Here is a 24,094-nt window from a genome sequence, read left to right on the forward strand (position 1 = left end):
GGGGGGGGGGGGGGGCCGGGGGGGGGGGGGGTTCCGGAACGTATATTTACGGGCCCTGGGGGCCCACAAATACACGGCAGCTTCCGGAACCCCCCACCCCTGCGCCCCCACCCCCTTGCGTCCACCCAGCCCTGCGGCACCGCGCCCTTGCGGTCCGGACCGCCGGGCAGGTGGCACCGCGCCTCTTCGTCTGCCCTCCCCGTACGTCGGCGATCACCTCGTCCCTGAGCTCCTTGCGTCCGGGGCGGTCTTGACGTGCGAGGTGTCACCTTGGCCCGGTCGCCTGTGGGGCGCCTCCTGATGTTCAGCCGGGGCGCTGCGGCCTTCCGGGGGTCCCTTCAATCGTCATTGCTCACGGTGTTCGTCTCGTGTGTGGGTCCGGGGTGTCCGTGGGGGGCGTTTCTTCGGAATTGATTTGGGTTGTTTGTGGTGATATGGGGCGTGGGGCTGGGGGGTTGGTATTTGGGTTGGTTTGTGGGGGTGGGGTGGTGGGGTGCGGGGGTGATGGAACGTTGGATTCCGGTGGGGGTGGGGGGTATCTGTGCAGGTGGGGACGGGTGAGGGCAGGGACATGGCAGAGGGGTGCGGCGACCCGGTAGCGTGACCCGACGGTTCCGTAAGTTCCGCCCAGTCATAGGAGTCCCGGTGTCGCACAGCGGACAGGGAAACGACCCGCATCTGCCTGCGGCCACGCCCGCACATGAAGGCGTCGTGCTGCCCGCACACGGGGAGTCGTGGGTGCCGGAGCAGTCCGGGCCGGCGGCCGGGCAGCCGTGGGGGCAGCCCTGGGGGCCGGAGCCCGCCCAGCCGCAAGCCGCCCAGCAGCAGCCCGCCCAGCAGCAGGCCCCTCAGTCGCACGCCACGCAGCCGCACGCCACGCAGCCGCAGGCGGCGCAGCCGCTGCCGGCCGAGGAGTCCGGCGATGCGCAGGCGACCCAGTACATACCGCCGGTGTCCGCCGGTGCCCCACTGCCGCCCGAGGTCCGGGATCAGCCGACGCAGTTCCTCGGCCGCCGCTCGTTGGCGGAGCAGGGTTCGGACGCGGAGGCGACGCAGCTCATCGGGGCCCCCGTGCCGGCTCCCGAGGCGCCGTCGCGGGCCCCGTACGGGATCCGGCCGGGTATGCCCGGTGACCGGCAGCCGCCCGCGGAGTTCGACGGGCTGTTCCGTGCGGACGCCGGGGACTCGTCCCCGGGCTCCACGCAGCAGATACCCCGGTACGACCCGCAGTTCGACGCCCCGCAGCAGCAGTACGAGCCCCCGGCGCGTTCCCGCAAGGGGCTCTCGCCGGTGGCGCTGATCGCGATCGTCATCGCGGGCTGCACCGTCGCGGGGCTCGCGGCCGGTGCCGCGCTGAGTGGCGACGACGGGGACAAGGGTGTCAAGAAGGCCGCCCAGTCGAGCGCCGCGGGGGCGGAGGAGGACGAGAAGGAGAGCCCGTCGGCGGCGGCCGATCCGGCGGAGCAGCAGGCGAAGTCGCTCGACAGCCTGCTGGAGGACAGCAACAACAGCCGGTCGACGGTGATCCGTTCCGTCGAGAACACCCGGACCTGCACCAACCTGGGTCAGTCCGCGCAGGATCTGCGCGCCGCCGCCGGGCAGCGCAATGGACTGGTGACCCGGCTGCAGAAGCTCTCGGTCGACGAACTGCCGAACAACGCGGCGCTCACCGCTTCCCTGACGCGCGCCTGGAAGGCGTCCGCCGCCGCCGACAACCACTACGCCGCGTGGGCCGACCAGGTCGGCGGGCGTAAGGGCTGTCACAAGGGCCGGGCGCGGGTCACCCCGCAGGCGGCCGCGGGCAACCGGGCGAGCGGTCAGGCCACGGTGGCCAAGAAGGAGGCCGCCGCCCTCTGGAACAAGATCGCGTCGAAGTACGGCCTTCCCCAGCGCCAGTTCACCCAGCTCTGAGGGCGGCCGCCCAGCTCGGAGGTCAGCCCTCCTCGCGGCGGTGCTCCAGCGTGCCGGAGACGTCCACGAAGCCGTTCCGTTCCGCGACCAGCCGCCCGTCCCGGACGCGCTGGTACGTCACCATCGCGTTGGTGATGCGGGGGAAGCCCTTGACGGCGAGCATGTCCTCGTAGCGCCAGCTCAGCTTGGGGGTCAGGCCGCCGGTGTCGACGCCCCCGTCGCCGAGCGGGCCGTCCAGGGCGCGGCGTACGGAGTGTGCGGTGACCTCGCCGTCGTTGCCGAGCGACTCGACGGCCTCGCGCAGCACGGTGTACGCGATCCAGGTGGTCTGCACGCCGGGGTCGGCGGCGTCGATGCGGTTGTCGCCGAAGGCGTGATCGCGGATGACCCGGCGCATCGGGTCCCAGCGCCGGTCGCTCGCCACCGGGTACCAGCCCGTCACGGAGGCCCCGTCCAGTTTGCTGCCGGTGCGGGTCACCAGTGACTGCTGCACGCTGCCCAGGACGGAGGCGAGCCGGACCCGCAGGCCGTCCGGCTGGAGGCGGCGGAAGGAGTCGAAGAAGGTGTCGGTGCGGTCGCCGAGCGCGGCGGTGACGCAGGAGTCCGCACCGCCCATCGCCCGGCGGGCCTGCCGGCTGTAGTCGGTGGCGTCCTCGGGGGCCCGTACGTCGTCCGCGGTGCCGCGCCTGCCCTGTGCCAGGCCCGCGTTGAGGAACGACGGCATCTGGTCGCCCGCGATGGTGTCCGGGCGGACCAGGGAGACCTGGGTGCAGGACCGGGCGAGCTGGCGGCCGTTACCGGCCAGCAGGGAGGCCTGGCCCCCGTTGACCGGATACGAGAGCGGGCTGGTGAACTCCTCGTCCGTCACCCCGTAGCCGCCGATGTACGGGATGCCCTCCGCCTCGAGCTGGGGCATGTACGAGTGTCCGTACTGGCTGTACGAGCCGACCACCGCGACGACGTCCCGGGACAGCGCGCGCCGGGCGCAGCGGCCCGCGCCCACGGTGTTGTTGTGGTCGTTGCACGTCAGGACCTTGAGCTCGTGGCCGTTCAGGCCGCCGTGCCGGTTGACCCAGCGGGCATAGGCCTCGGCCATGGCCGGCATCCCCGGCATATTGGTCGCCCCGGTGCCCTCCGGGGCCCAGGTCATGACCGTCACCGGGGCCTTGGAACCCTCGGGTATGCCGGGTATCGCACCGCAGAGGCTCAGCAGCGCCGCACCGACCGCCGTGGCCGCCGTGGCGAGCGCCGCGGCCTTGAAGGGGCGGGGGGAGGAGGGGCGTCGCCGTCCGGTCATGTTCGGCAACCCTTCCGGTTGCCCCGTAACGCCGGAGTGATGAGATCTCAACGCTCGGTGACGCCGGGGTGAACAGAAGGGGCCCGGTCGGCATCCCGTGTGGAGAACGTATGCTCGATTACCATGCAAGGTTCGGAGAAGTCTTCCCGCCGCGGCCGTCGCTCCACCACCATGGGCGACATGCCGCTCAATGACATGCCGTGGTGGCGCTGGCGCAGCAATGTGCGCTCGGCGCTGCACATGCTCTCCGACCCCGTGTTCCAGCAGGAGTGCTGGCTGGCGGGCAGGGACGGTTATGGCGACGTCACGGACGCCGTCTACCGGCTCGTCGAGGACACCTGGCTCGACAACTGGTCCGCCGAGAAGTACGTGGGAACGATCTTCCGTGACTCGCAGGAGGCGGCCCTCGTGGACGTCGCCGTGCTGCGGGTGCTCCGGATCATGCACCAGGTGGGCCCCGACGCGCCCGTCTCCGCCTATCTGGAGCACCACGGGTGGCAGGAGGCCGTACGGGCCGCCCGGGAGGCCCACGTCCGGCTCGCCGCGAACGACGGCGAGGACCCGGACGCGCCGCCGCGCTCGCTGGAAGTGCTCGCGATCATGACCCGGACGGCTTGAGCTCCGCGGGTGTGCGACGCTATGGGGTCATGAACGAGTCGCAGTCCGCCGCACCCCAGCAGGCCCCTGAGCAGTACGTCCTCACCCTCTCCTGCCCGGACAAGCGGGGCATCGTGCACGCCGTGTCGAGCTACCTCTTCATGACCGGGTGCAACATCGAGGACAGTCACCAGTTCGGGGACCGGGACACCGGGCTCTTCTTCATGCGGGTGCACTTCGAGGCAGAGGTGCCCGTCACGCTGGAGAAGCTGCGGGCCAGCTTCGCGGCGGTCGGCGACTCCTTCGGCATGGACTGGCAGATCCACCGCGCCGAGGAGCGGATGCGGATCGTCCTCATGGTCAGCAAATTCGGGCACTGCCTGAACGACCTGCTCTTCCGGTCGAGCATCGGGGCGCTACCGGTGGAGATCGCGGCCGTGGTGTCCAACCACACCGACTTCGCCGAGCTCGTCGGCTCCTACGACATCCCCTTCCACCACATCCCGGTGACGAAGGAGAACAAGCCCGAGGCGGAGGCGCGGCTGCTGGAGCTGGTGCGGTCCGAGGGCGTGGAGCTGGTCGTCCTCGCCCGCTACATGCAGGTCCTCTCCGACGACCTCTGCAAGGAGCTCTCCGGCCGGATCATCAACATCCACCACTCGTTCCTGCCGAGCTTCAAGGGCGCCAAGCCGTACCACCAGGCCCACGCGCGCGGGGTGAAGCTCATCGGGGCCACCGCCCACTATGTGACCGCGGACCTCGACGAGGGCCCGATCATCGAGCAGGAGGTGGAGCGGGTGGGCCACGAGGTCACCCCGGACCAGCTCGTGGCGATCGGCCGGGACGTCGAGTGCCAGGCGCTCGCCCGTGCCGTGAAGTGGCACAGCGAGCACCGGGTACTGCTGAACGGCAGCCGTACGGTCGTCTTCGCCTGAGGCCCTTCCTCCGGGTCCTGCCGGGGCCTCCGGGTCCTGCCGGGGCCTCCGGGTCCTGCCGGGTCCTCCGGATCCTGCCGCGCGGGAGCGGGCCCGGAATGCGCGGGTTGCGCCGGTTCAGAGGCGGGAGAGGGAGGCCACGGCCGACAGCACGTCGCGGATCGCCTCGCGGTCGCCCTCCTGGCCCGCCGCGGCCTGCTCCGGCGGCACATGTCCGGCCGCGAGCCGGCAGAACTCGATCCCGTCCAGTGCCACATGCGCCACCGCGTGGTCCTCTGATGCCACGGCGGCGGGCGAGTCGAGCGGGATGTGCCAGTCGCCGCCCCCGCTGCCCTCCACTTCGAGATGGAGGGAGCGGCCCGGGGCGCCCGCCGCGACCAGGGTGCGGGGCGGGCTCGCCAGCCCGGCCCGCCGCCGCGCCGCGAGCGTCGCCGGCAGTATCCGCACCGCCAGGTCGATCATGAGGTTGAGGTGGCCGGGCACCGGCGGCTCGTACGGGTAGTCGACGGCCTCGGCGATGTCACCGGCGTGCACCCAGCACTCGAAGGCCCGGTCGACGAAGGAGTCCCGCAGCGGCAGTGTGAAGTCCCCGTACGGCACCTCCAGTTCGGCGACGCCGCGCCCGGCGAACGACACCGTGCGGATCAGGGTGTGCGCCTGGTCCCGCCAGGGCTCCCGGAGCGAGCGCGGCTGTTCCGGCAGCCCGCCGCGCCAGTACGCCTCCGTCCGGGACGCCGGGGAGGGCTCGGCGGGCGCCGCGGCGCCGAGCGGGTCGGGGAGCCCGAGCGCCACGGCCACCAGGGAGTCCACCGTCATCAGATGCCCGAGGACCGCGGCCACGGTGACCTCCCGCTCCACCGCGTGGTCCTCCTCGAACCACCTCAGCCGGACCGGGGCGCGCCACTCCGCGGCGCCCATGTCGCGCAGCAGGGCGTCCAGCCGCGCGGACTCCGCGTCGTACGGCGCGGCCCACTCGGGCACCGGGATGCGCGCGGGCCGGCGGCCCAGGCAGCCCTCCAGGACCCGGGAGCGGAGCAGGGGGTCCAGGTCGAGATTGTCCTCCTTGTGCAGCAGGCCGACGGCGTCGCGCAGCCGCACCGCCTCGTCCGCGCACGGGGCGCAGTCGGTGAGGTGCGCCTCGACGGCGGCCGTCTCCTCGGCGGAGCAGGCGGCCAGCGCCCAGGCGCCGAGCAGCGACTTCAGCACCCGGTGGTCGTAGACCGGGACGGGAGCCGGCGGCGGCCGGAGCGGCCGCGGGGCGCCGGGCGGCCGGGGCGCGGGCACCCGGGTGATGTCCTCGCGGACCGCGGGCGGCGGGTCGGGCAGCGGTCCGTTGTCCTCCGGCGCCGAGCGCGGCGGTGGTATCCGCGGGCGTCCGGCGCTGCCGAACCGGCGGGGGCCCGGCCCGGCGCCGCCGTTGCGCCCGCCGTCCCGGCCGTCGTCCTCCGGATCGTGCCGCCCGGGGCCGAACGGTCCGCTCACAGAGCCCTCCCGTAGCCGGGCGGCGACGCCGCGTGTGGTGAGTGACTGTGCGCGGTGGCCAGCAACTGCAGCCCCAGACGCAGCCTCCGCCGCGCCTCGTCCTCGGTGACGCCCAGGTCGGCGGCGGTCTGCCGGTAGTCCCGGCGCTGGAAATAGGCGAGTTCGAGAGCGGCGCGCAGGGAGGCGGGCATGGACGTCCGGATGTAGTCGGCGCGGGCCGCGGTGGATGCCTCCCGGACCTTCTCCTCGACCTCGTCGGGTGTGCCGTCCCCGCCCCGCCGTATGAGCTCCGACTCGGCCTGCCGGAGCCGGTGGACGGCCTGGCGCTGGGTGAGCATCGCCACCCAGGAGCGCAGCGGACCCTGCTTGGGGTCGTAGGCGTCCGGATTTTCCCAGATGTAGCCGAAGACTTCACGAGTGACCCGGTCCGCGGCGTCCTCGTCGTCCAGGACCCGGTGGGCGAGGCTGTGCACGAGTGACGCGAACCGGTCGTACAGCTCGCCCAGCGCCGCGGCCTCGCCGCGCGCCAGCCGCTGCTGCATCTTCCGGTCCCAGCGGGGTGCTGCGTCGCTCGTCATACGGCCCTCGTCCCTGTGCCGTCGTCGTCCCTGGCGTTCACCGTCCCATCGAATGTAGTGGGCAGAACGGACACCGGACTTCTCTTTGCGGCAATGTGCACCCCTTCCGTCCTCGTGGCTGGTATAGATCCGGTCACTTTGCCCGGGTACCCGGAGACGGGGGTTCCGTGCTGTGCGTAGGGTCGACGGAGCGGCGACCGAGGCGGGTGTTTCATGGGAACGCCCTCGGGCAGCCGAAGGAGGAAGGACTGCTTCCGCATAGCGATCGCAGAGTGCGCGAGTGAAGGGACTTCGGGCGCGTGACGTTGAAAGTAATGGAGGACGAGCAGGGCCAATGGGCTGTTCTGCAAGTCTCCGGAGAGATGGACCTGGTGACCTCGCCCGCGGTTCGGCAGCATGTGCACGACGCCGTGGCGGACGGCCGCCGCAGCCTGGTACTGGACCTCTCCGGGGTGCGTTTCTGCGACTCCAGCGGCGTCGGTGTCCTCATCGCCGCCCGCCGGCTGATGCGCTCGTGCCAGGGGCGGCTGCGGCTGATCCTTCCGGCGCGCGGCGCCGAGGACGGCTCCCACGTGAACCGGGTTCTCGCCGCGCTGGGCGTCCGAAGGCTCTTCGAGGTCTACCCGGACGTCACGGCGGCCGTGGACGAGGCGGCGAGCCCGCTCTCCGCCTGACCCTCCCGCAGCACCGCCGGAACGGTTCCGCGCCGGCGGGAACGCGCACCTTCGGGCGGAACGTTCACCTTCGGGCGGAGAATTCACCGTCAGTCCGAACGTTCGCCCCCGGCCCGGTGTCCGCCGGAGGGCGGGCTCACCGGATGCGGCCCCCGGCCGCGGTCACGAAGGCGTGGATAGCGTCCCGGCTGATGTCCCGGCGCGTGTCCATGTCGGGCCGGTCGACGGCCTTGTGCACCACACTCGCGGCGTCCAGCGCCTCGCCCGCCAGGGCGACCAGGGTGTCGTCGTCGGAGAGCATCTGGATCCGGAAGAACGCCTCCTGCGCCTGGGAGCGCAGATCGTACGAGCGCGTCCGGATCTCGGTCTCGTTCTCGTCCGTCCGGCCCTCGTGTGCGAAGAACCACCGGTGGATGAGGATGCGCCGGTAATTCACCAGGAGCCCGGCGTACGCGCCGCAGGCGTCCAGCATCTCCTGCCGGCGCCGCTCGTCCCGGGCGAACTGCTCATTCCGGTCGGATGCCCGTCGCTGGAAGGCGTGAGTGACCCCCGATCCCAGCAGAGTTCCCAAGACCGCTATGACACTTGCCGCAACCGCCTCCATGACCGGAGGAGATCATCTGAACACGAGCCCGCGCCAGACCACTTACTATCTGAGCAGCCGGTACCCGACAGAACGTGAGGCCGACGTGGACCGCCCAGAGTACGAGCGCAAGATCGCCCGCCGCTTCGCCACCTTCGACCAGGACGGCAACGGCTACATCTCCCGTGAGGACTTCAACGCCGCGGCCGCCGCCGTCCTGGCGGAGTTCGACACCGCCGCCCGCTCGATGAAGGGCCAGGCGCTCTACGACGGCGCGGAAGCGTTCTGGCAGGGCATGGCGGGGATGGCCGACCGTGACGGCGACCAGCGCATCACCCGCGAGGAATTCGTCAACGGCGCCGTGAAGCGGCTGCGGGACAACTCCCAGCGCTTCGCCGAGATCGCCCGGCCCTTCCTGCACTCCGTGATCGCGATCGCCGACTCGGACGGTGACGGCGGAATGACCCCGGGCGAGGCGGAGCGCGTGCTGCGGGTGCTCGGTGTCACACCCGAGGAGTGCACCCAGGTGGCGACGGCCCTCGACGCCGACGGCGACGGGCGGATCGCGGAGGACGAGGTCATCGCCGCGTTCGCCGCCTTCTTCACCACGCCCGAACCGGACGCCTGACCGGAGGCCCGACCGGGGCCCGGGGCTCGCTCCCGGGGCTTCCCGGTGGCCGCGCGGCCGGTTCAGCGGCCGGTTCCCGGGGCCGGTCCGGGCGACGGTTCCGCGGGCAGGGATCCGGCGAACCGTTCCCGCAGTCGGTACTTGAGGACCTTGCGCAGCGTGTCGTTGCGGGGCAGCTCGGCCACCAGCTCGAGCTGCTCGGGGAGTTTGTGGACGGCGAGCCCGGCGTCCCGCAGATGCCCGGTCACCGCCTCCAGCGTGAGCGGCGGTGCCCCGTCCGGCTGCTCGATCACCGCGCACACCCGCTCCCCGCGCGTCGCGTCCGGCAGCCCGATGACGGCCACGTCGCCGACGCCCGGGAGGCCGTGCAGCAGCTCCTCGACCTCCCGCGCCGAGATGTTCTCGCCCTTGCGGATGATGACGTCCTTCAGCCGCCCGGTGAGGACGAGATGGCCGTCCGCGGTGAGCCGTCCCAGGTCGCCGGTGATGAGGAAGCCGTCGTCGTCGAACGCGGCGGCGGTCACGGCCGGGTCCGAGTACCCGCGGCAGACGGCTTCGCCACGCAGCCGGACCTCGCCTTCCGCCCCCGGCGCGGCCGGCTTGCCGTCTGCGCCGACGATCCGGATCTCCATGCCCGCGGGCGGCCGTCCCTCCGTACCGGCCAGCTGCTCCGCGGTGTCCTCCGGTGAACCCATCGTGATCATCGGGGCCTCGGTCATGCCGTAGCCGTGGGCGAGTTCGCAGCCCAGCTCCGCCACGACCGCGTGGTACAGCTCCGGCGGCTTCGGCGCGCCGCCGCCCGCCAGCAGGCGCAGCGCCGGGAGGAGCCGCCGTCCGGGGTCCTTGCGCTGCTCGGCCAGGAACATCGTGTAGAAAGCGGTGCTGCCGCCGGCCACCGTCACCCCGTGCCGGCGGTAGGCGTCGAGCGAGCCGGGCAGGGAGAACTGCTCCAGCAGCAGGGCGGGGAAGCCGCACAGCAGCATCATCACCAGATAGTCCGGGCCGCCGATGTGGGCGAACGGGAAGGCCACCGAACCGACATCGGACGGGGTGAGCCGCAGGGCGCCGGCCAGGCACGAACCGCCCGCGATCAGACTGCGGTCGGTGTGCAGCACCCCCTTCGGGTCGGAGGTCGTGCCCGACGTCCAGTAGATCCAGCGGACATCCGTGCCGTTGGCGGGCGGTGGCGGCAGGACGGACGGATCCCCGTCCGGGAGGCCCGTGCGCAGGTCGAGTACGAGCGGCGGTCCGGGCAGCCCGCGGGCCAGTCGGTGGGCCATCGCGGTGTGGTCGAAGCCGCGCCACCGGCCCGGAACGGCGAAGAACCCGGCGCGCGCCTCGCGCAGCGCGAAGCCCACCTCGCGGTCCCGGAGGTAGGGGATCACCGGACTCTGCACCGCGCCGATCCGGGCCAGCGCCACCGACAGCAGCACCGTCTCGATCCGGGTGGGCAGTTGCCAGACCACCCGGCTCCCGGGGCGTACGCCGAGCTCGTACAGCCCCGCCGCGGTGCGCTCCGCCCGCGTGCACAGCTCCCCGAAGGTCAGTCGGCGCACGCCGGGGGCGGTGGCGCTCTCTGCTGCGCCGGCGCCCGGAGCGGGGGTGCCGTCACCGCCGACCGAGGTTCTGCTGCCGGCCGGAACGTTCGTGCCGGCGGCCGGCGGGCCGTCGGCGTCCTGGAGGAGTGCCGGGGCGTCCGGGGTGAGGGCGGCGCGGCGGGTGACCAGCTCCCACAGCGTCGCCGCCCCCTCCAGGCCGTGCGCGATGTCCTCCGGGCCGTGCGCGCCGCCGGTCATCTCCGGACCCCCTCCTAGCTGACGGATAGTCAGATCGCGCGGGAAGCGTAGAGCGGGACGCCTTGTCGGTCCAGAGGGGGCGGGCTAGCCTCGATATCTGACGGAGCATCAGAAAAAACGAAGGGGAGAGGCCATGACCGCAGTCACCCCGGGAACGCCGTCGGCGGCCCCGGCCGACCTGCCGCGCATCGTCAGCGTCGACGACCATGTCATCGAGCCCGCGCACCTCTTCGAGACCTGGCTGCCGGCCAAGCACCGGGACCGCGGGCCGCGGCCTCTGACCGCCGGCATCGGACAGCTGGAGTACACCGGCGGCAAGTACGTCATCACCATGGACCCGGACGGGCCGCCGACCGACTGGTGGATCTACGAGGACCTGAAGTTCCCGTACAAGCGCAACATCGCCGCCGTCGGCTTCGACCGGGACGAGATGACCCTCGAGGGGATCACCCGGCAGGAGATGCGCCGCGGCTGCTGGGACCCCGCGGCGCGGCTGAAGGACATGGACCTCAACCATGTCGAGGCCTCCCTCTGCTTCCCCACCTTCCCCCGCTTCTGCGGGCAGACCTTCGCGGAGGCGCACGACAAGGAGGTCGCCCTGGCCTGCGTCCGCGCGTACAACGACTGGATGGTGGAGGAGTGGTGCGGGGACAGCGGCGGCCGGCTGATCCCGCTGTGCCTCATCCCGCTCTGGGACGTCGGCCTCGCGGTCGCGGAGATCCGGCGGAACGCGGCACGCGGCGTCCGGGCCGTGACCTTCAGCGAGATCCCCACCTGTCTGGGGCTGCCGAGCATCCACTCCGGCTACTGGGACCCCTTCTTCGCCGCCTGTCAGGAGACGGGCACCGTCGTGAACATGCACATCGGCTCGTCCTCGCAGATGCCCGCCGCCTCGCCGGACGCGCCCCCGGCCGTCCAGGCGACGCTGAGCTTCAACAACGCGATGGCCTCGATGACGGACTTCCTCTTCAGCGGGGTGCTGGTGCGGTTCCCCCGGCTGAAACTGGCCTACAGCGAGGGTCAGATGGGGTGGATCCCGTACGCCCTGGAACGGGCCGACGACGTCTGGGAGGAGCACCGCGCCTGGGGCGGCGTCCGCGATCTGATCCCCGAACCCCCGTCGACGTACTACTACCGGCAGATCTTCTGCTGCTTCTTCCGCGACAAGCACGGAGTCGCCTCGCTGGACGTGGTCGGACGGGACAACGCCACCTTCGAGACCGACTACCCGCATGTGGACTCGACCTTCCCGCATACCAAGGAGGTCGCGCTCGACCATGTGAAGGGGCTCGACGAGGAGACCGTGCACAAGCTCATGCGCGGCAACGCCATACGGATGCTCGACCTCGATCTGGACGGGTGAGCGCGGCGGATGGACCTGACGTACACCGAGGAGGAGGAAGACTTCCGGCACCGGCTCCGGGCCTGGCTGGGCGGCGCGCTGCCGAAGCTGCCGCCGCGGCCCGGCCCGCACGACTGGCCGGGGCGGCGGGCGTACGACCTGGGCTGGCAGCGGGCGCTGTACGACGCCGGATACGCGGGGCTGCACTGGCCGCGGGACGCCGGCGGCCGAGGGGCGACCCCCACCCAGCACCTGATCTTCCTGGAGGAGACCGAGCGGGCGGGGGCACCCTACGTCGGCGCGAACTTCGTCGGACTGCTGCACGCCGGCCCGACCATCGCCGCCGAGGGGACTTCGGAGCAGCGCCGTCGGTGGCTGCCGCCGATCCTGCGGGGCGAAGAAGTGTGGTGCCAGGGGTTCAGTGAGCCCGAGGCCGGGTCGGACCTGGCGGCGCTGCGGACCCGCGCCGTCCGCGACGGGGACTGTTACGTCGTCAGCGGATCGAAGCTCTGGACCTCCCACGCGGAGGTCGCCGACTGGTGCGAACTGCTGGTCCGCACCGACCCGGAGGCGCCGCGGCACCGGGGGATCTCCTGGCTGGCGATGCCGATGGACGCGCCGGGGGTGACCGTACGGCCGCTGCGCACCCTGGCCGGATCGACGGAGTTCGCGGAGGTCTTCCTGGACGAGGTGCGGGTGCCGGTCTCGCACCGCATCGGCGCGGAGCACGACGGCTGGCGGGTCACCATGGTGACCCTGTCCTTCGAACGGGGCACCGCCTTCGTGGGAGAGGTTGTCGCCTGTCGGCGCGTGCTGGGCGAACTGGCCCGTACGGCGCGGCGGAACGGCCGCTGGGACGACCCGGTGCTGCGGCGCCGGCTGGGTCGGCTCGCGGCGGAGTTCACGGCCCTGTGGCGGCTCACCCAGTGGAACGTGAGCGAGGCGCAGCACCGGCCGGGGAGCGCGGACGGGGCGCGGGCCGCCGGTGGCGGCGGCTCCGGGGGAGTTCCGGGAGCCGGGGTGCGCCAGGGGGCTCCCGGTAGTGGTGCGGGCGCGGGGGTTCCCGGCATCGGCGGCTCGGTGTTCAAACTGCGCTACTCGCACGCGCGGCAGGAGCTGTACGACGCTGCGGCGGACGTCCTGGGGGCGGCCGACGCGCTGGACGCCGACCGGGAATGGGTCGCGGACCGGCTGGCGTCGCTCTCCTACACGATCGCCGCGGGCACCTCGCAGATCCAGCGGAACATCGTCGCCGAGCGCATCCTCGGCCTGCCCAAGGGGCGCTGACCATGGACTTCCGGCTCACGGAGGAGCAAGCGGCGCTGCGGAGCACGGTCCGGGCGCTGTTGGAGACACACTTCGGCCCCGAACGGCTGCGGGCTGCCGCGGGGTTCGCGGAGTCCGCGGGGTCCGCGGCGGTCCGGTCGGGTGGGTTCGGTGGGGCCGACGAGTCAGGCGGCTTCGGCGCGGCTGTGGCGGATCGGGCGGCTGGACCCGGCGGTTCCGGGGGCTGTGCGGATGCGTGGGGGAGCGGGGGGCCGGTGGCGGAGTCGTCCGGGGGCCGGGTGGACCGGGAGCTCTGGAGGCACCTCGGCGCCGTGGGGCTCTTCGGGCTGCGTCTGCCCGAGGACCACCCGAGCGGAGCCGGAGCGGGGCTCGGACTGCCGGAGGCCGTGCTGATCTTCGAGGAAGCCGGGCGGGCGCTGGTGCCGGGACCGCTCCTGGCCACCCATCTGGCAGCAGGGCTGGTCGAGGGCGCGGCGACCGGCGAAGTGATCGTCACCGCGATGGACGGGGCCCCGTACGGAATCACCGACGGGACCGCGGACGGAATCACCGAGGGCGCCGTGCAGGCCGGGGAGGCCGCGGGCGTCGGGGGCGTCGCGGAAGCCGATGCCCTCGTGGAGCATCTGAGCAGTGCCGACGCCGTACTCGTCATCGGTGGAACGGCTGTCGCAGTGCTGCCACCGGACGGGATCGCCGCCCGCCCGCTGCGCTCGGTGGATCCGCTGACACCGCTGCACCGGCACGAGGAGGCTTCCGGAAGCAGGGGCGCCATCGGAGGAGGCGCTGCTTCCGCCGGAAGTCATGCAGCGGCGGTGCCGTCCGACGGTGCGCCGCCGGAGCTCGGCTCGCCGAGGTGCGAGGCGGCGGAACTGCGCCGGGAAGCCGTACTGCTCACCGCCGCACAGCAACTCGGCAGCGCCGCGCGGACCGTGGAGGCAGCCGTGCTGCACGCGCGCGAGCGACGCCAGTTCGGACAGGCCATCGGAGCCTTTCAAGCGATCAAGCACCTGTGTGCCGACATGCTGGTGCGGGCGGAACTCGCCCGGAGCGCCGTGTACGCCGCCGCGGTCACCGGTGACGGTGGTGACATCGCCGCCGCGAAGCTGCTGGCGGACGAAGCCGCCGCGCGCAACGCACGCGACTGTCTGCAGGTGTGCGGCGGTATGGGCTTCACCTGGGAGTCCGAGGTGCATCTGCACCTCAAGCGGGCATGGTTGCGGGCGGGCCAGTGGCTGTCGGAATCCTCAGCGGAGGAGGCGTTGGCGGCCTCCCTGCTGGAGGCGGAGCCGGCGGCTGACGGGCAGGGTGGCTGACACGAAGTGGGCGGGTGGTGATGTCGCCCGCTGGTGGACATCAGGGAAATGCCCGATTGGTTCAACCGGATTCGTCACTCAGTGTTGATACCGGGTTGTGTCCGAGACGTGACGCGTGAGAAGGGGGAGCCGTCACCGGCCTCCGGTACGCTCCCATGCGTGCGAGTGGTTCCGATGCGCAACAACCCCGGTGCGGCCGATGCGGCGAGGCTCCCGGGGGAGCGAAGGCACCTTGCTCGCGCCCGGTGGGGGCGTTCCGGGCCCCGTTGTTCGAGTCGCCGCAGCGCGTGTCGCACAGTATGCAGTACGCATACTCCTTTGCGCCGGAATATGCCCGAAGCGCTTGTTGGGGTAACTGTACGTCAACCATGCTGTTCTCCGTTGGGATCACGTTCCGTGATCACATGGAGGCGCGCGGCGATGTGTCCGCCGGTTCGGATGGTGTGAGCGGTGCAGGTGCTTCAGGTTCAGCTGGAGGTGCGGCCCGACCCCGCAGAGGTGGGGCGGGCTCGGAGATGGGCTCGATCGCGCCTCGCGCGATCCGGCATACGGCCCGATGAGCCGCTCGCCGAGACGTTGATCCTGCTGATCTCCGAGCTGGTCACCAACGCTGTGGTGCACACCGGCTGTCCGGCGGTTCTGAGGATGCTCCTGCCGGATGCCGATGCGGCCGACCCCGGGGCCGAGACCGTCCGGGTCGAGGTCGCCGACCGCAGTGCCCGGGCGCCGATGCCGCGGCACGCCGACGGTGACGACACCAACGGTCGCGGCCTGGAGCTCGTCGACGGCCTCGCCGACCGCTGGGGCTGGGAGCCCGAGGGGGCGGGGAAGAGTATCTGGTGCGAGATCGACCGCTGTCAGCCGCTGAACGCGGGCGCGTATGAACCCCAATGCGCCATTTCGCATGGGGCATAGGCGGCAAAGTTCGGATCGGGTGTTGACGACTCGTATTCACTTGATCACCCTTGTGGGAGCGATTCGTCGCGAGGGGACGTCGAGGGCGTGTGTGCTGTTGGTCCTCGGCGAGTGCGGGTCGTGGTCCGGTGCTCGCCGCGAGCCCCTGCTGAACTGCGGGGCTGAGCACCGGAGCCGGGTGGCGGTCCGCCGTGCCGTGCTCGGGGTGCGCATGGGCGCGCCGCCACCCGACCGGTCTTCCTTCGTCCCGACCCTTGGGGCCCCTCGCTCCTCATGTGCGGATCGGCGATCGCGTCCCCACCGGAGGGTGGCCGCAGTCGGCGGTCGCAAGCCTGGGTGGTCACCGCTGTGGGTTCACAGCAGTGCCACGGGGGCGACCGGGGTGCCGGTGCCTCCCACGAACGGCTCCGGCATCGCGGACAACAGGAACGCGTAGCGCCGCTCCTCCGCGCAGGCCTCCGACAACTCCTCCAGGTTCCAGTTCTGACCCTGCAGCATGCCCATCTCGACCAGGTCGAGCGCGTGCACCGGCAGCCACAGGTTCTCGATCTCCGGCGGGAAGATCTCGAAGGTGAGGGTGTCATTGGCGACGGCCGCCACGTCGCGGGCGTGGAACCACTCCGGGCAGCGGATGGACAGCCCGGGGGAGGGGAACGCGTACCCCTGCTTGTCACCGGCGAGGTACCGCTGGATCTGGCCGGTGCGTATCAGCACGATGTCCCCGGACCGGACGGTGGTGCCCGCCAGTTCCTCGGCGGCGTCCAGGTCGTCCGGGGTGACGGCGTGGTCGTCGTCGAGCCGCTCTCGGCCGTGCGCGCGGGCGACGTCGAGCAGGACCCCTCGGGAGACGATGTGCCTCGCCTTCTCGATGCCGCTGAACGCCGAGCCCGCGTGGGCTGTCACCGTGTTCGCCGGGCGGCCGTTGTAGATCTTTCCCGAGTGCGAGACATGCGTCAGGCCGTCCCAGTGGGTGGCCGCCTGAAGGGCCATGGTGACGGTGTCGTCGCTGGTGGCGACGGTGCCGGGACCGAACATCTCCAGGTTCACGGCAACCATGGTGTGCAGCGGGTTCACCCGGCCGGGGATGAGGCCCGTCTGCACCCCGTCCTGCTGGAGCGGAAGGGCCAAGGGCACCCGACGGCCGCTGCGGACGGTGGCCGCGGCGGCTTGTACGACGAGGTCGGTGATGAGGTTGAGCGTGCCGGTCTCATCCGCTTCGCCCCACCGGCCCCAGTTGTTGACCCGGCGGGCGATGTCGTGAAACTCCGGTGGCAGTGGCACGAGGTCTCCTTCTGGGGTCGGTGCGAGGCCGGAGCCTGCCGGTGAGCGGAGGGCTGGGGGTGAGGGGTTGTCGCCAGGCTCGGTGCGGCGGGGCCGGATCGCTGAGGTACGGGTCTTGTGTTCGGCGCCACCTCTGCTCAGAATCTAACGGTTCGTCAGAAACTGCGGGAAGGGGCGCGGCGTGGGGAACTTCTTGGCCGGCAAGGTGGTCGCCGTCACGGGCGCCGGTCGCGGTATCGGGCGGGCCGTTGCTCTGGCCTGTGCCGCCGAGGGCGCGCGGGTCGTCGTCAACGACTACGGGGTGTCGATCGAGGGCGGCGATCCGAGCAGCGCGATCGCAGAAGCCGTGGTCAAGGACATCGAGGCGGCTGGTGGCGAGGCAGTCGCCGTCGCCGACGACGTCTCGACGATGGCCGGCGGACAGCGGATCGTCGACACCGCCCTCGCGGAGTACGGACGGGTGGACGGCGTCGTGTGCGTGGCGGGCATTCTGCGGGAACGGATGCTCTTCAACATGAGCGAGGAGGAGTGGGACCCGGTCGTCGCCACTCACCTCAAGGGCACGTTCACCGTCTTCCGTGCCGCCGCGGCGGTGATGCGGCGCCAGGGCACAGGTGCTTTGATCGGCTTCACCAGCGGCAACCACCAGGGAAGCGTCGCCCAGGCCAACTACGCGGCGGCCAAGGGCGGTGTCATCTCGCTGGTACGGAGTGCCGCGCTGGGACTGCACAAGTACGGGGTGACGGCGAACTGTGTGGCCCCGGTGGCCAGGACGCGCATGTCGGCGAACGTGCCGATGGAGCTGAAGGAGATCGGGGAGCCCGAGGACGTGGCCGCTCTCGTCGTCTATCTGCTGAGCGAGCGGGCGCGACAGGAGAAGATCACCGGCCAGGTCTACACCGTGGCCGGCCCCAAGATCGCGGTGTGGGCGCAGCCGCGTGAGCTGCGGGCCGCTTATGCCGAGGGTGCCTGGACTCCCGAGCGGATCGCGGACTTCCTGCCCGGATCGGTGGGGACCGACCCGATGCCGATGCTCGCTCAGCTGGAGGCGATGGCAGCCGCGGCGGCCGTCCGGGACCGGCCCAACGCCCGGCCCGGTACGTGACGCCGGTGGGGTGACGACGCCGGCCGGGGCGATGACGCCGGCCGGGCAGCAACCGATCGGGGCACCCGGCGGAGGCGACGGGCCGGAGCGGGCCACCGGGGCGAGCGGAACGTTGCGCACCGCATGCACCGCAGCGAGCGGAATGGCGCGCACCGAACGCACCGCGTTCATCGAGGGGTGCGGGCAGAAGCGGTCCGGCGAACGGAGCAAGGCCCAGCCCGCGACGCGGAGTCGGCCGGCGCAGGGTCGGTCGACCCGGCATGGCGCGTCGGGTGACCGGTGCCGCGCGGTGCAGTCGGGCACCCGGGAGAACACAGACCCCGTACGAGGTGGGCGGCGAGGGGAGAAGGCGTGGACTTCAGCTTCGGTGCGGAGGACGACTGCTTCCGCGAAGAGGCGCGCGCATGGCTTCGGGAGCACCTGGCCGGCGAGTACGTCGCGGCGGGCGGGGAGCCGGAGGTGCGGCGGCGCTGGGAGCGTGAGCTCGGCGCGGACGGCTGGATCGGGCTCGGCTGGCAGGGGGAGTACGGCAACCGGTCCGCCTCGGTGACCCAGCAAGTGGTGTGGGCGGAGGAGTACGCCCGGGCGCAGGCGCCCGGCCGGGTCGGGCACATCGGGGAGAACCTGCTGGCTCCGACGTTGCTCGCCCACGGCGACGCGGCACAGTGCGAACGGTTCCTGCCCGCCGTGGCCCGCGGTGAGGAACTGTGGTGCCAGGGCTACAGCGAGCCGGACGCGGGGTCGGATCTCGCCGGGCTCCGCACCGTCGCCGTGCGGGATCCGGGTGACGGCACGTACCGGATCACCGGGCAGAAGATCTGGACGTCTCTCGCCCGGGACGCCGACTGGTGCTTCGTTCTCGCGCGGACGGAACCGGACTCACGGCGCCATCACGGTCTCTCCTTCCTGCTGGTTCCCATGGATCAGCCGGGGCGGATCGAGGTGCGGCCGATCCGTCAGATGTCGGGGTCGGCCGAGTTCAACGAGGTGTTCTTCGACGGTGCGGAGGCGCGGGCCGAGCACCTGGTCGGCGGCCCCGGTAACGGCTGGCGGGTCGCCATGGGGCTGCTCGCCCTGGAGCGCGGTGTCTCCACGCTGGTCCAGCAGATCGGCTTCTTCGAGGAGCTGGACCGGGTGCTGCGGCTGGGTGCCGGAACCGGCGCCCTCCGGGATCCGGTGCTGTGCGACCGCCTCGTACGGCAGTGGGCCGAGCTGCACACCATGCGCTGGAACGCGCTGCGCACCCTCGGATCGTCCACGGGGACGGCCACGGGTGCGCCGAGCGTCGCCAAGCTGCTGTGGGGCCGCTGGCATCAGCGGCTCGGCGAACTCGCCATGCAGGTACGGGGCGCGGCGGCGACAGCCGGGCCGGCGGACTGGTCGGCGGACAGCCCGTACGAACTCGACGCGCTGCAGCATCTGTTCCTGTTCACCCGGGCCGACACCATCTACGGGGGATCGGACGAGATCCAGCGCGGCATCATCGCCGAGCGAGTCCTCGGCCTCCCGAAGGAGTCACGCGGATGCCTGTGAAGACGCACTACGGGCACTGGATCGATGGCCGTTGGCGGGCGCCCGCCAACGGCCACTACCCGGTGATCAATCCGGCGACGGAGGAAACGGTCGGCCACGCCCCCGAGGCGGACGGTGCACAGGTCGGCCGAGCCGTCACCGCCGCCCGGGCCGCGTACGAGGACTGGGCACGGACCGATCCCCGCGAGCGGGCCGCCGTGCTCGACCGCATCGCGGATCTGCTCGTCGAGCGCGGCAAGGACCTGGTGCCGCTCCTTCAGGCCGAGACGGGCGCCACCCTGCGCGTCGCCTCAACCCTCCAGGTCCCCACCGCCGCCGACCGGTTCCGGCGTTATGCGCGCGGTGCCGTGGAGCCGGACACCGTGCCGCTCGCCCCGCAGCCCGTGAAGGCGAGTCCGCTCGCGCCCGGTGGGCTCATCGGCGCCGCCGCCGTCCGCCGCCCCGTGGGTGTCGTGGGTTGTATCACCTCCTACAACTTTCCGATCGTCAACCTCGCGGGCAAAGTGGCGCCCGCCCTGGCCATGGGCAACACGGTCGTGGCCAAGCCGGCCCCGCAGGACCCGCTGGGCTGCCTGGAGCTGGGCCCTCTGCTCCAGGAGGCCGGGCTGCCCGACGGCGTCTTCAATGTCGTCACCGGCTCCGGTGCGGCGGCCGGAGAGGCGCTGGTGGGGCACCCGGATGTCGACATGATCAGCTTCACCGGTTCGACCGCTGTCGGGCGGCGGATCGCCCAGTCCGCCGGCGACACGATGAAACGCACCCTGATGGAGCTGGGCGGCAAGGGCGCGGCCATCGTGCTGGAGGACGCCGACGAGAGGGTGGCCACGTCGGCGATCCGGGCGGTCGGTACCACCTGGTCGTTCCACAGCGGTCAGATCTGCACGGCACCGACCCGCGCTCTCGTCCATCGATCGCTGTACGAGAAGGTCGTTGCCGGTCTCCGACAGTACGCCGGTGCACTGACCGTCGGGGACCCTGTGGATAACTCCACGGTCGTCGGCCCGTTGATCTCCGCCGCACAGCGGGACCGGGTCGAGGCGTACATCGCCGGGGCCGTCCGGCAGGGGGCCCGGCTCGTCGTGGGCGGCACCCGGCCGGCGCTCCCCACCGGCTTCTTCGTCGCCCCGACGCTCCTGGCCGACGTCGCACCGGAGATGACCGTCGCCCAGGAGGAGCTGTTCGGACCGGTCGTGGTGGCGATCCCGTTCGACGACGAGGACGAGGCGGTCCGGATCGCCAACGGGACCCCGTACGGCCTCTACGACTACGTGTTCAGCGCCGACGCCGGACGGGCCTGGGGGCTGGCGGCGCGGCTGCGCAGCGGCAATGTCGGCATCAACACCGTTCAGCGCCACCCCGAGACGCCCTTCGGCGGCTTCAAGGAGAGCGGCGTCGGACGGGACGGCGGATCGTTCGGCCTCCACGCGTACAGCGAGCTCCAGTCCGTCGTCTGGCCTTCCTGAAACCGTTCGCAGCTGATCCGTTCGCCTCCTGCCTCGTTCGGCTTCGGCCCGCCTGGCCCCACCCCCTGACGTCCGGCCTTCCTGAAGGGACAGCAGTCATGAGAGGTGTGATCTTCGACGGCACGCGGACCCGGGTCGTCGACGACCTGGAGGTTCGCGACCCCGGGCCGGGCGAAGTACTGGTCGGTGTGCGGGCGGCGGGGCTGTGCCACAGCGATCTGTCGGTCGTGGACGGCACCATTCCCTTTCCGGTCCCGGTCGTTCTCGGCCACGAGGGCGCGGGGGTGGTCGAAGCCGTGGGCCCCGGTGTTGCGCACGTGGGTCCCGGAGACCACGTGGCGCTGTCGACGCTGGCCAACTGCGGTGCGTGCGCCGACTGCGACCGCGGCCGGCCCACCATGTGCCGCGCGGCCATCGGGCGCCCCGGCCGGCCGTTCTCCCGCGCCGGGGAACGGCTCCACAACTTCGCCTCCAACTCGGCCTTCGCGGAACGCACCGTCGTCAAGGCGGTCCAGGCGGTGAAGATCCACCCGGAGATCCCGTTCACCTCGGCAGCCCTCATCGGCTGCGGAGTGCTGACCGGCGTGGGGGCCGTGCTCAACCGGGCCGGGACGGGCCGCGGCGAGAGCGTCGTCGTCATCGGGACCGGCGGCATCGGGCTGAACGTCATCCAGGGTGCCCGGATGGCGGGGGCGCTGACCATCGTGGCGGTGGACGCCAACCCCGAGAAGGAGGCAGCGGCCCGGCAGTTCGGTGCCACGCACTTCATCGACGCCTCCGCCACGCCCGACACCGTCGCCGCCGTCCGGCGCGTCCTCCCCACCGGCGCGGACCACACCTTCGAGTGCGTGGGACGGACCGAGCTCATCCGGCAGGCCGTCGACCTGCTGGACCGGGGCGGCCGGGCGGTGCTCCTCGGCGTGCCGCCCGCCGATGCCGAGGCGTCCTTCCGCGTCTCCTCGATGTATCTCGACAAGTCGATTCTCGGCTGCCGGTACGGGTCGTCGCGGCCGCAGCGCGACATCGCGCTCTACGCCGAGCTGTACCGGGCGGGCCGCCTCATGCTGGACGAACTGGTCAGCCGGAGCTACCCCGTCGAGGACTTCGCCAAGGCGGCGGACGACGCCCGGCACGGCCGGGTGGCGCGCGGGGTGCTGACGTTCTGAGCGGTCGGCGGCGGGAGGCCTTCGGCGGTGGGTGCGAGGGCGCTGAGGTGACGCGTACTGGTCAATCGGTGAAGCGCCCGAACGCCCCGCAGTGGAAGAGCAGCGGGCCCTCCGCCGCGGCGGCGTCGTCGGTGCCGAGCGCCTCGACGCGGCCCACCACGATCAGATGGTCGCCCCCCGTGTGGACGGCGTGGATCGTGCAGTCGATCCACGCCGGCGCGCCGTCCAGCCGCGGCGAGCCCGTCACCGGCGCCGGTGCGTGGGCCACCCCCGCGAACTTGTCCGGCCGCTCGGCGCTGCTCACGGCGAAGCTCCGGCACAGTGCGCCCTGACGTGCGCCCAGGATGTTCACGCAGAAGACCCCGGCCCGGGCGATACGGGGCCAGGTCGTGGACGTCCGCGCCACCATGAAGGCGACCAGCGGCGGGGCGAGGGAGAGCGAGGCGAACGACTGGCACGCGAATGCCGCCGGTCCGCCTTCTCCCCGCGGAGCGGGGCCGGTGCCGTCCTGTGGCGTCGGCCGGCGTCCGTCCGGGCAGGACGGGGCGTTCGCCGGCGCAGGCGCGGTGATCACGGTGACGCCGCTGGCGAAGGCGCCCAGGACACGGCGGAAGTCAGCCGGGTCGATCGGCGGACGCTCGCCGTCCCGGACGGCGCGCAGGTCGGGGCGGGGGAGGGGGTCGACCGGATGCTCGGAGGTCGGTGAGCCGGTCGCGCGGAGGTAGCGCACGACGGTGGCAGCCATGCCCGCATGTCCCATCATGAGAACCATTGAAACTGATGCTCCGTCAGATGAGAAGGGCCGCGGCCGCTGCCTGTGCGGCAGGCTTTTGTGCCTCGACGTGCCGGAACACCGGTGGCCCGGAGTACCGGAATGCTGCCGTTGGTCCGAGGGCGGCAGGGCGCCGGCCACCTCCTGCTCGCGAGGCTGCTCCCGGCTGCCGTATGCGCCACTGCCTCGGGTGCTGCTCGGCTGCTCCCCTTTCGCGCGGGGTGGACGCCACCGGTGGTCGCACGTACTCCGACGGTCCTGCGTTCGGCGGCGGGCCCACATCCCCGGCGGAGCATCGGCTTCCGGCAGTGCAACCGCTCCCGCGGTCAGCGGCCGCGGAAGTACGGTGGCCTGCGCTCCCTGAACGACGCCACCCCTTCGCCGGCGTCCAGCGTCGTCATGTTGCTCTCCTGGGCGGCGGCCTCCGCGGCGAACGCGGAGGCGCGATTGTCGTCGAGTGACGTGTTCACCAGCTGCTTGGTGAGAGCGAGGGCCCGCGTGGGCCCCGCCGCCAGGCGCTCGGCCCAGGCGCGCGTCACCTTCTCCAGAGCCGCTGCGGGAACCACCCGGTTGACGAGGCCCAGACGCTCGGCGTCCGTCGCGGACAGGGCATCTCCGAAGAACATCAGCTCTTTGGCGCGCTGCGGACCGACGAGACGGGGCAGCAGGTAGGCGCCGCCCCCGTCCGGTACGAGTCCCCGGCGCACGAACACCTCGATGAACGTGGCCGATTCGGACGCCAGGACGAGATCGCAGGCGAGAGCCAGATGTGCACCGAGCCCGGCGGCCGCGCCGTTGACCGAGGCGATCACCGGCTTCTCGCAGTCGAGGACGGCCGCGACGAGCCGCTGGGCGCCGCCCCGGATCGTCCGGGCCACATCGCCCGCGACGCGTTCCCGTTCGGGTGCGGCCGTGTCGCCGCGCAGATCGGCACCCGAGCAGAATCCCCGGCCGGAGCCGGTGATGACGACGGCCCGCACGGCGGGGTCGGCGGAGGCCGCTTCGAGCAGCGCGATGATGCGTTCCCGCTGGTCCCGGGCGATGGCGTTCAGTGCCTCGGGGCGGTTGAGGGTGATCCACGAGACGCCGTTGTCAGTGGCGTGCAGTACACCTGTCTCCAAGGACTTCTCGGGGGAGGCATTCATGCGCAAGCTCCTTGGCGGGTGGTGGGGGATGTGGTGGTGGCTCGTCGCTCGGACGGTGGGGCGGGCGCGGGGTGATCCGCGTTCGTCGCGGCGGCCGGTGAGGTGTCTTTCCCGCGCGGGGGGCGGGAAAGGCGCGGTGCACCGGCCGCCACGGTGGGGCGTCCCGGTCCCGGCCCGCACCGGGATCGGATGCATCCGTACGGGAGCCAGCGGTATGGCGGGCCGGTCGGCCCGGCCCCGGGCGCTTCCGGCGCGGTCCATGGCGTACGCCGCGCGGATCCGGACGCCGCC

21 protein-coding genes are annotated in these 24,094 nt (G+C 72.1%); 13 read left to right on the plus strand and 8 right to left on the minus strand.

The window, feature by feature from the left end; genetic code table 11:
* Positions 1–645 precede the first annotated feature (645 nt).
* On the plus strand, positions 646–1,911 hold the full coding sequence (locus ACFYYR_RS17090; RefSeq protein ID WP_388853199.1) for a hypothetical protein: 1,266 nt from the start codon (positions 646–648) through the stop codon (positions 1,909–1,911).
* Positions 1,912–1,933: 22 nt separating this feature from the next.
* On the opposite strand, the gene ACFYYR_RS17095 is transcribed toward ACFYYR_RS17090, so the two are convergent.
* A complete protein-coding gene (locus ACFYYR_RS17095) occupies positions 1,934–3,208 on the minus strand; it encodes an ABC transporter substrate-binding protein (RefSeq protein WP_388853203.1) in 1,275 nt (424 codons plus the stop codon).
* Positions 3,209–3,331: 123 nt separating this feature from the next.
* Here ACFYYR_RS17095 and ACFYYR_RS17100 point away from each other — a divergent pair, with 123 nt between their 5' ends.
* Together ACFYYR_RS17100 and purU are read left to right on the plus strand one after the other, a co-directional pair.
* A complete protein-coding gene (locus ACFYYR_RS17100; RefSeq protein ID WP_388853206.1) occupies positions 3,332–3,826 on the plus strand; it encodes a hypothetical protein in 495 nt (164 codons plus the stop codon).
* A gap of 29 nt (positions 3,827–3,855) precedes the next feature.
* A complete protein-coding gene (purU, locus tag ACFYYR_RS17105) occupies positions 3,856–4,740 on the plus strand; it encodes a formyltetrahydrofolate deformylase (protein WP_388853209.1) in 885 nt (294 codons plus the stop codon).
* A 117-nt stretch (positions 4,741–4,857) separates the two neighbouring features.
* Here the strand turns inward: purU and ACFYYR_RS17110 are convergent, their stop codons facing one another.
* Together ACFYYR_RS17110 and ACFYYR_RS17115 are read right to left on the minus strand one after the other, a co-directional pair.
* Positions 4,858–6,222, minus strand: a complete 1,365-nt coding sequence (locus tag ACFYYR_RS17110; RefSeq protein ID WP_388853212.1) for a maleylpyruvate isomerase N-terminal domain-containing protein — start codon at positions 6,220–6,222, stop codon at positions 4,858–4,860.
* A complete protein-coding gene (locus ACFYYR_RS17115; protein WP_388853215.1) occupies positions 6,219–6,800 on the minus strand; it encodes a sigma-70 family RNA polymerase sigma factor in 582 nt (193 codons plus the stop codon). The genes ACFYYR_RS17110 and ACFYYR_RS17115 overlap by 4 nt, the downstream gene beginning before the upstream one ends.
* A gap of 299 nt (positions 6,801–7,099) precedes the next feature.
* On the opposite strand from ACFYYR_RS17115, the gene ACFYYR_RS17120 reads away from it, so the two are divergent.
* Positions 7,100–7,474, plus strand: coding sequence for an STAS domain-containing protein (locus tag ACFYYR_RS17120; RefSeq protein WP_388853218.1), 375 nt, complete (start codon positions 7,100–7,102; stop codon positions 7,472–7,474).
* A gap of 136 nt (positions 7,475–7,610) precedes the next feature.
* On the opposite strand, the gene ACFYYR_RS17125 is transcribed toward ACFYYR_RS17120, so the two are convergent.
* Entirely contained in the window at positions 7,611–8,045 is a 435-nt protein-coding gene (locus tag ACFYYR_RS17125) for a hypothetical protein (RefSeq protein ID WP_388853221.1), read from the minus strand.
* A 118-nt stretch (positions 8,046–8,163) separates the two neighbouring features.
* On the opposite strand from ACFYYR_RS17125, the gene ACFYYR_RS17130 reads away from it, so the two are divergent.
* A complete protein-coding gene (locus ACFYYR_RS17130; protein ID WP_351514355.1) occupies positions 8,164–8,685 on the plus strand; it encodes an EF-hand domain-containing protein in 522 nt (173 codons plus the stop codon).
* 62 nt (positions 8,686–8,747) lie between these two features.
* On the opposite strand, the gene ACFYYR_RS17135 is transcribed toward ACFYYR_RS17130, so the two are convergent.
* The gene (locus tag ACFYYR_RS17135; RefSeq protein ID WP_388853224.1) at positions 8,748–10,481 is read right to left on the minus strand and encodes an AMP-binding protein; all 1,734 of its coding nucleotides are present in this window, start codon (positions 10,479–10,481) and stop codon (positions 8,748–8,750) included.
* A gap of 133 nt (positions 10,482–10,614) precedes the next feature.
* On the opposite strand from ACFYYR_RS17135, the gene ACFYYR_RS17140 reads away from it, so the two are divergent.
* The 4 genes from ACFYYR_RS17140 (at position 10,615) to ACFYYR_RS17155 (ending at position 15,338) form a co-directional block, all read left to right on the plus strand.
* Entirely contained in the window at positions 10,615–11,844 is a 1,230-nt protein-coding gene (locus ACFYYR_RS17140; protein ID WP_388853227.1) for an amidohydrolase family protein, read from the plus strand.
* 9 nt (positions 11,845–11,853) lie between these two features.
* Positions 11,854–13,110: an acyl-CoA dehydrogenase family protein gene (locus ACFYYR_RS17145; RefSeq protein WP_388853230.1), complete on the plus strand. Its 1,257-nt coding sequence runs from the start codon at positions 11,854–11,856 to the stop codon at positions 13,108–13,110.
* A gap of 254 nt (positions 13,111–13,364) precedes the next feature.
* Positions 13,365–14,423 (plus strand): acyl-CoA dehydrogenase family protein, encoded by a 1,059-nt coding sequence (locus ACFYYR_RS17150; protein ID WP_388853233.1) that lies wholly within the window; start codon positions 13,365–13,367, stop codon positions 14,421–14,423.
* A 450-nt stretch (positions 14,424–14,873) separates the two neighbouring features.
* The gene (locus ACFYYR_RS17155) at positions 14,874–15,338 is read left to right on the plus strand and encodes an ATP-binding protein (RefSeq protein WP_388853236.1); all 465 of its coding nucleotides are present in this window, start codon (positions 14,874–14,876) and stop codon (positions 15,336–15,338) included.
* Positions 15,339–15,692: 354 nt separating this feature from the next.
* Here ACFYYR_RS17155 and ACFYYR_RS17160 read toward each other — a convergent pair whose 3' ends face one another.
* Complete coding sequence (locus ACFYYR_RS17160) at positions 15,693–16,619, minus strand: cyclase family protein (protein WP_388853239.1); 927 nt, start codon at positions 16,617–16,619, stop codon at positions 15,693–15,695.
* Positions 16,620–16,800: 181 nt separating this feature from the next.
* Here ACFYYR_RS17160 and ACFYYR_RS17165 point away from each other — a divergent pair, with 181 nt between their 5' ends.
* The 4 genes from ACFYYR_RS17165 to ACFYYR_RS17180 all read left to right on the plus strand — a co-directional run bounded on the left by ACFYYR_RS17165 (position 16,801) and on the right by ACFYYR_RS17180 (position 21,886).
* Entirely contained in the window at positions 16,801–17,724 is a 924-nt protein-coding gene (locus ACFYYR_RS17165; RefSeq protein WP_388853242.1) for an SDR family oxidoreductase, read from the plus strand.
* A 351-nt stretch (positions 17,725–18,075) separates the two neighbouring features.
* Positions 18,076–19,257: an acyl-CoA dehydrogenase family protein gene (locus ACFYYR_RS17170; RefSeq protein ID WP_388853245.1), complete on the plus strand. Its 1,182-nt coding sequence runs from the start codon at positions 18,076–18,078 to the stop codon at positions 19,255–19,257.
* Positions 19,248–20,720 (plus strand): aldehyde dehydrogenase family protein, encoded by a 1,473-nt coding sequence (locus ACFYYR_RS17175; protein ID WP_388853248.1) that lies wholly within the window; start codon positions 19,248–19,250, stop codon positions 20,718–20,720. Before ACFYYR_RS17170 ends, ACFYYR_RS17175 begins: the two co-directional genes overlap by 10 nt.
* Before the next feature lie 98 nt (positions 20,721–20,818).
* On the plus strand, positions 20,819–21,886 hold the full coding sequence (locus ACFYYR_RS17180) for a Zn-dependent alcohol dehydrogenase (RefSeq protein ID WP_388853251.1): 1,068 nt from the start codon (positions 20,819–20,821) through the stop codon (positions 21,884–21,886).
* 61 nt (positions 21,887–21,947) lie between these two features.
* Here the strand turns inward: ACFYYR_RS17180 and ACFYYR_RS17185 are convergent, their stop codons facing one another.
* Entirely contained in the window at positions 21,948–22,631 is a 684-nt protein-coding gene (locus tag ACFYYR_RS17185) for a flavin reductase family protein (RefSeq protein ID WP_388853254.1), read from the minus strand.
* Between the two features lie 353 nt (positions 22,632–22,984).
* Positions 22,985–23,803: an enoyl-CoA hydratase/isomerase family protein gene (locus ACFYYR_RS17190; RefSeq protein WP_388853257.1), complete on the minus strand. Its 819-nt coding sequence runs from the start codon at positions 23,801–23,803 to the stop codon at positions 22,985–22,987.
* Positions 23,804–24,094: the final 291 nt, after the last annotated feature.

Source organism: Streptomyces sp. NPDC001922 (assembly GCF_042891165.1).
Taxonomy (GTDB): Bacteria; Actinomycetota; Actinomycetes; order Streptomycetales; family Streptomycetaceae; genus Streptomyces.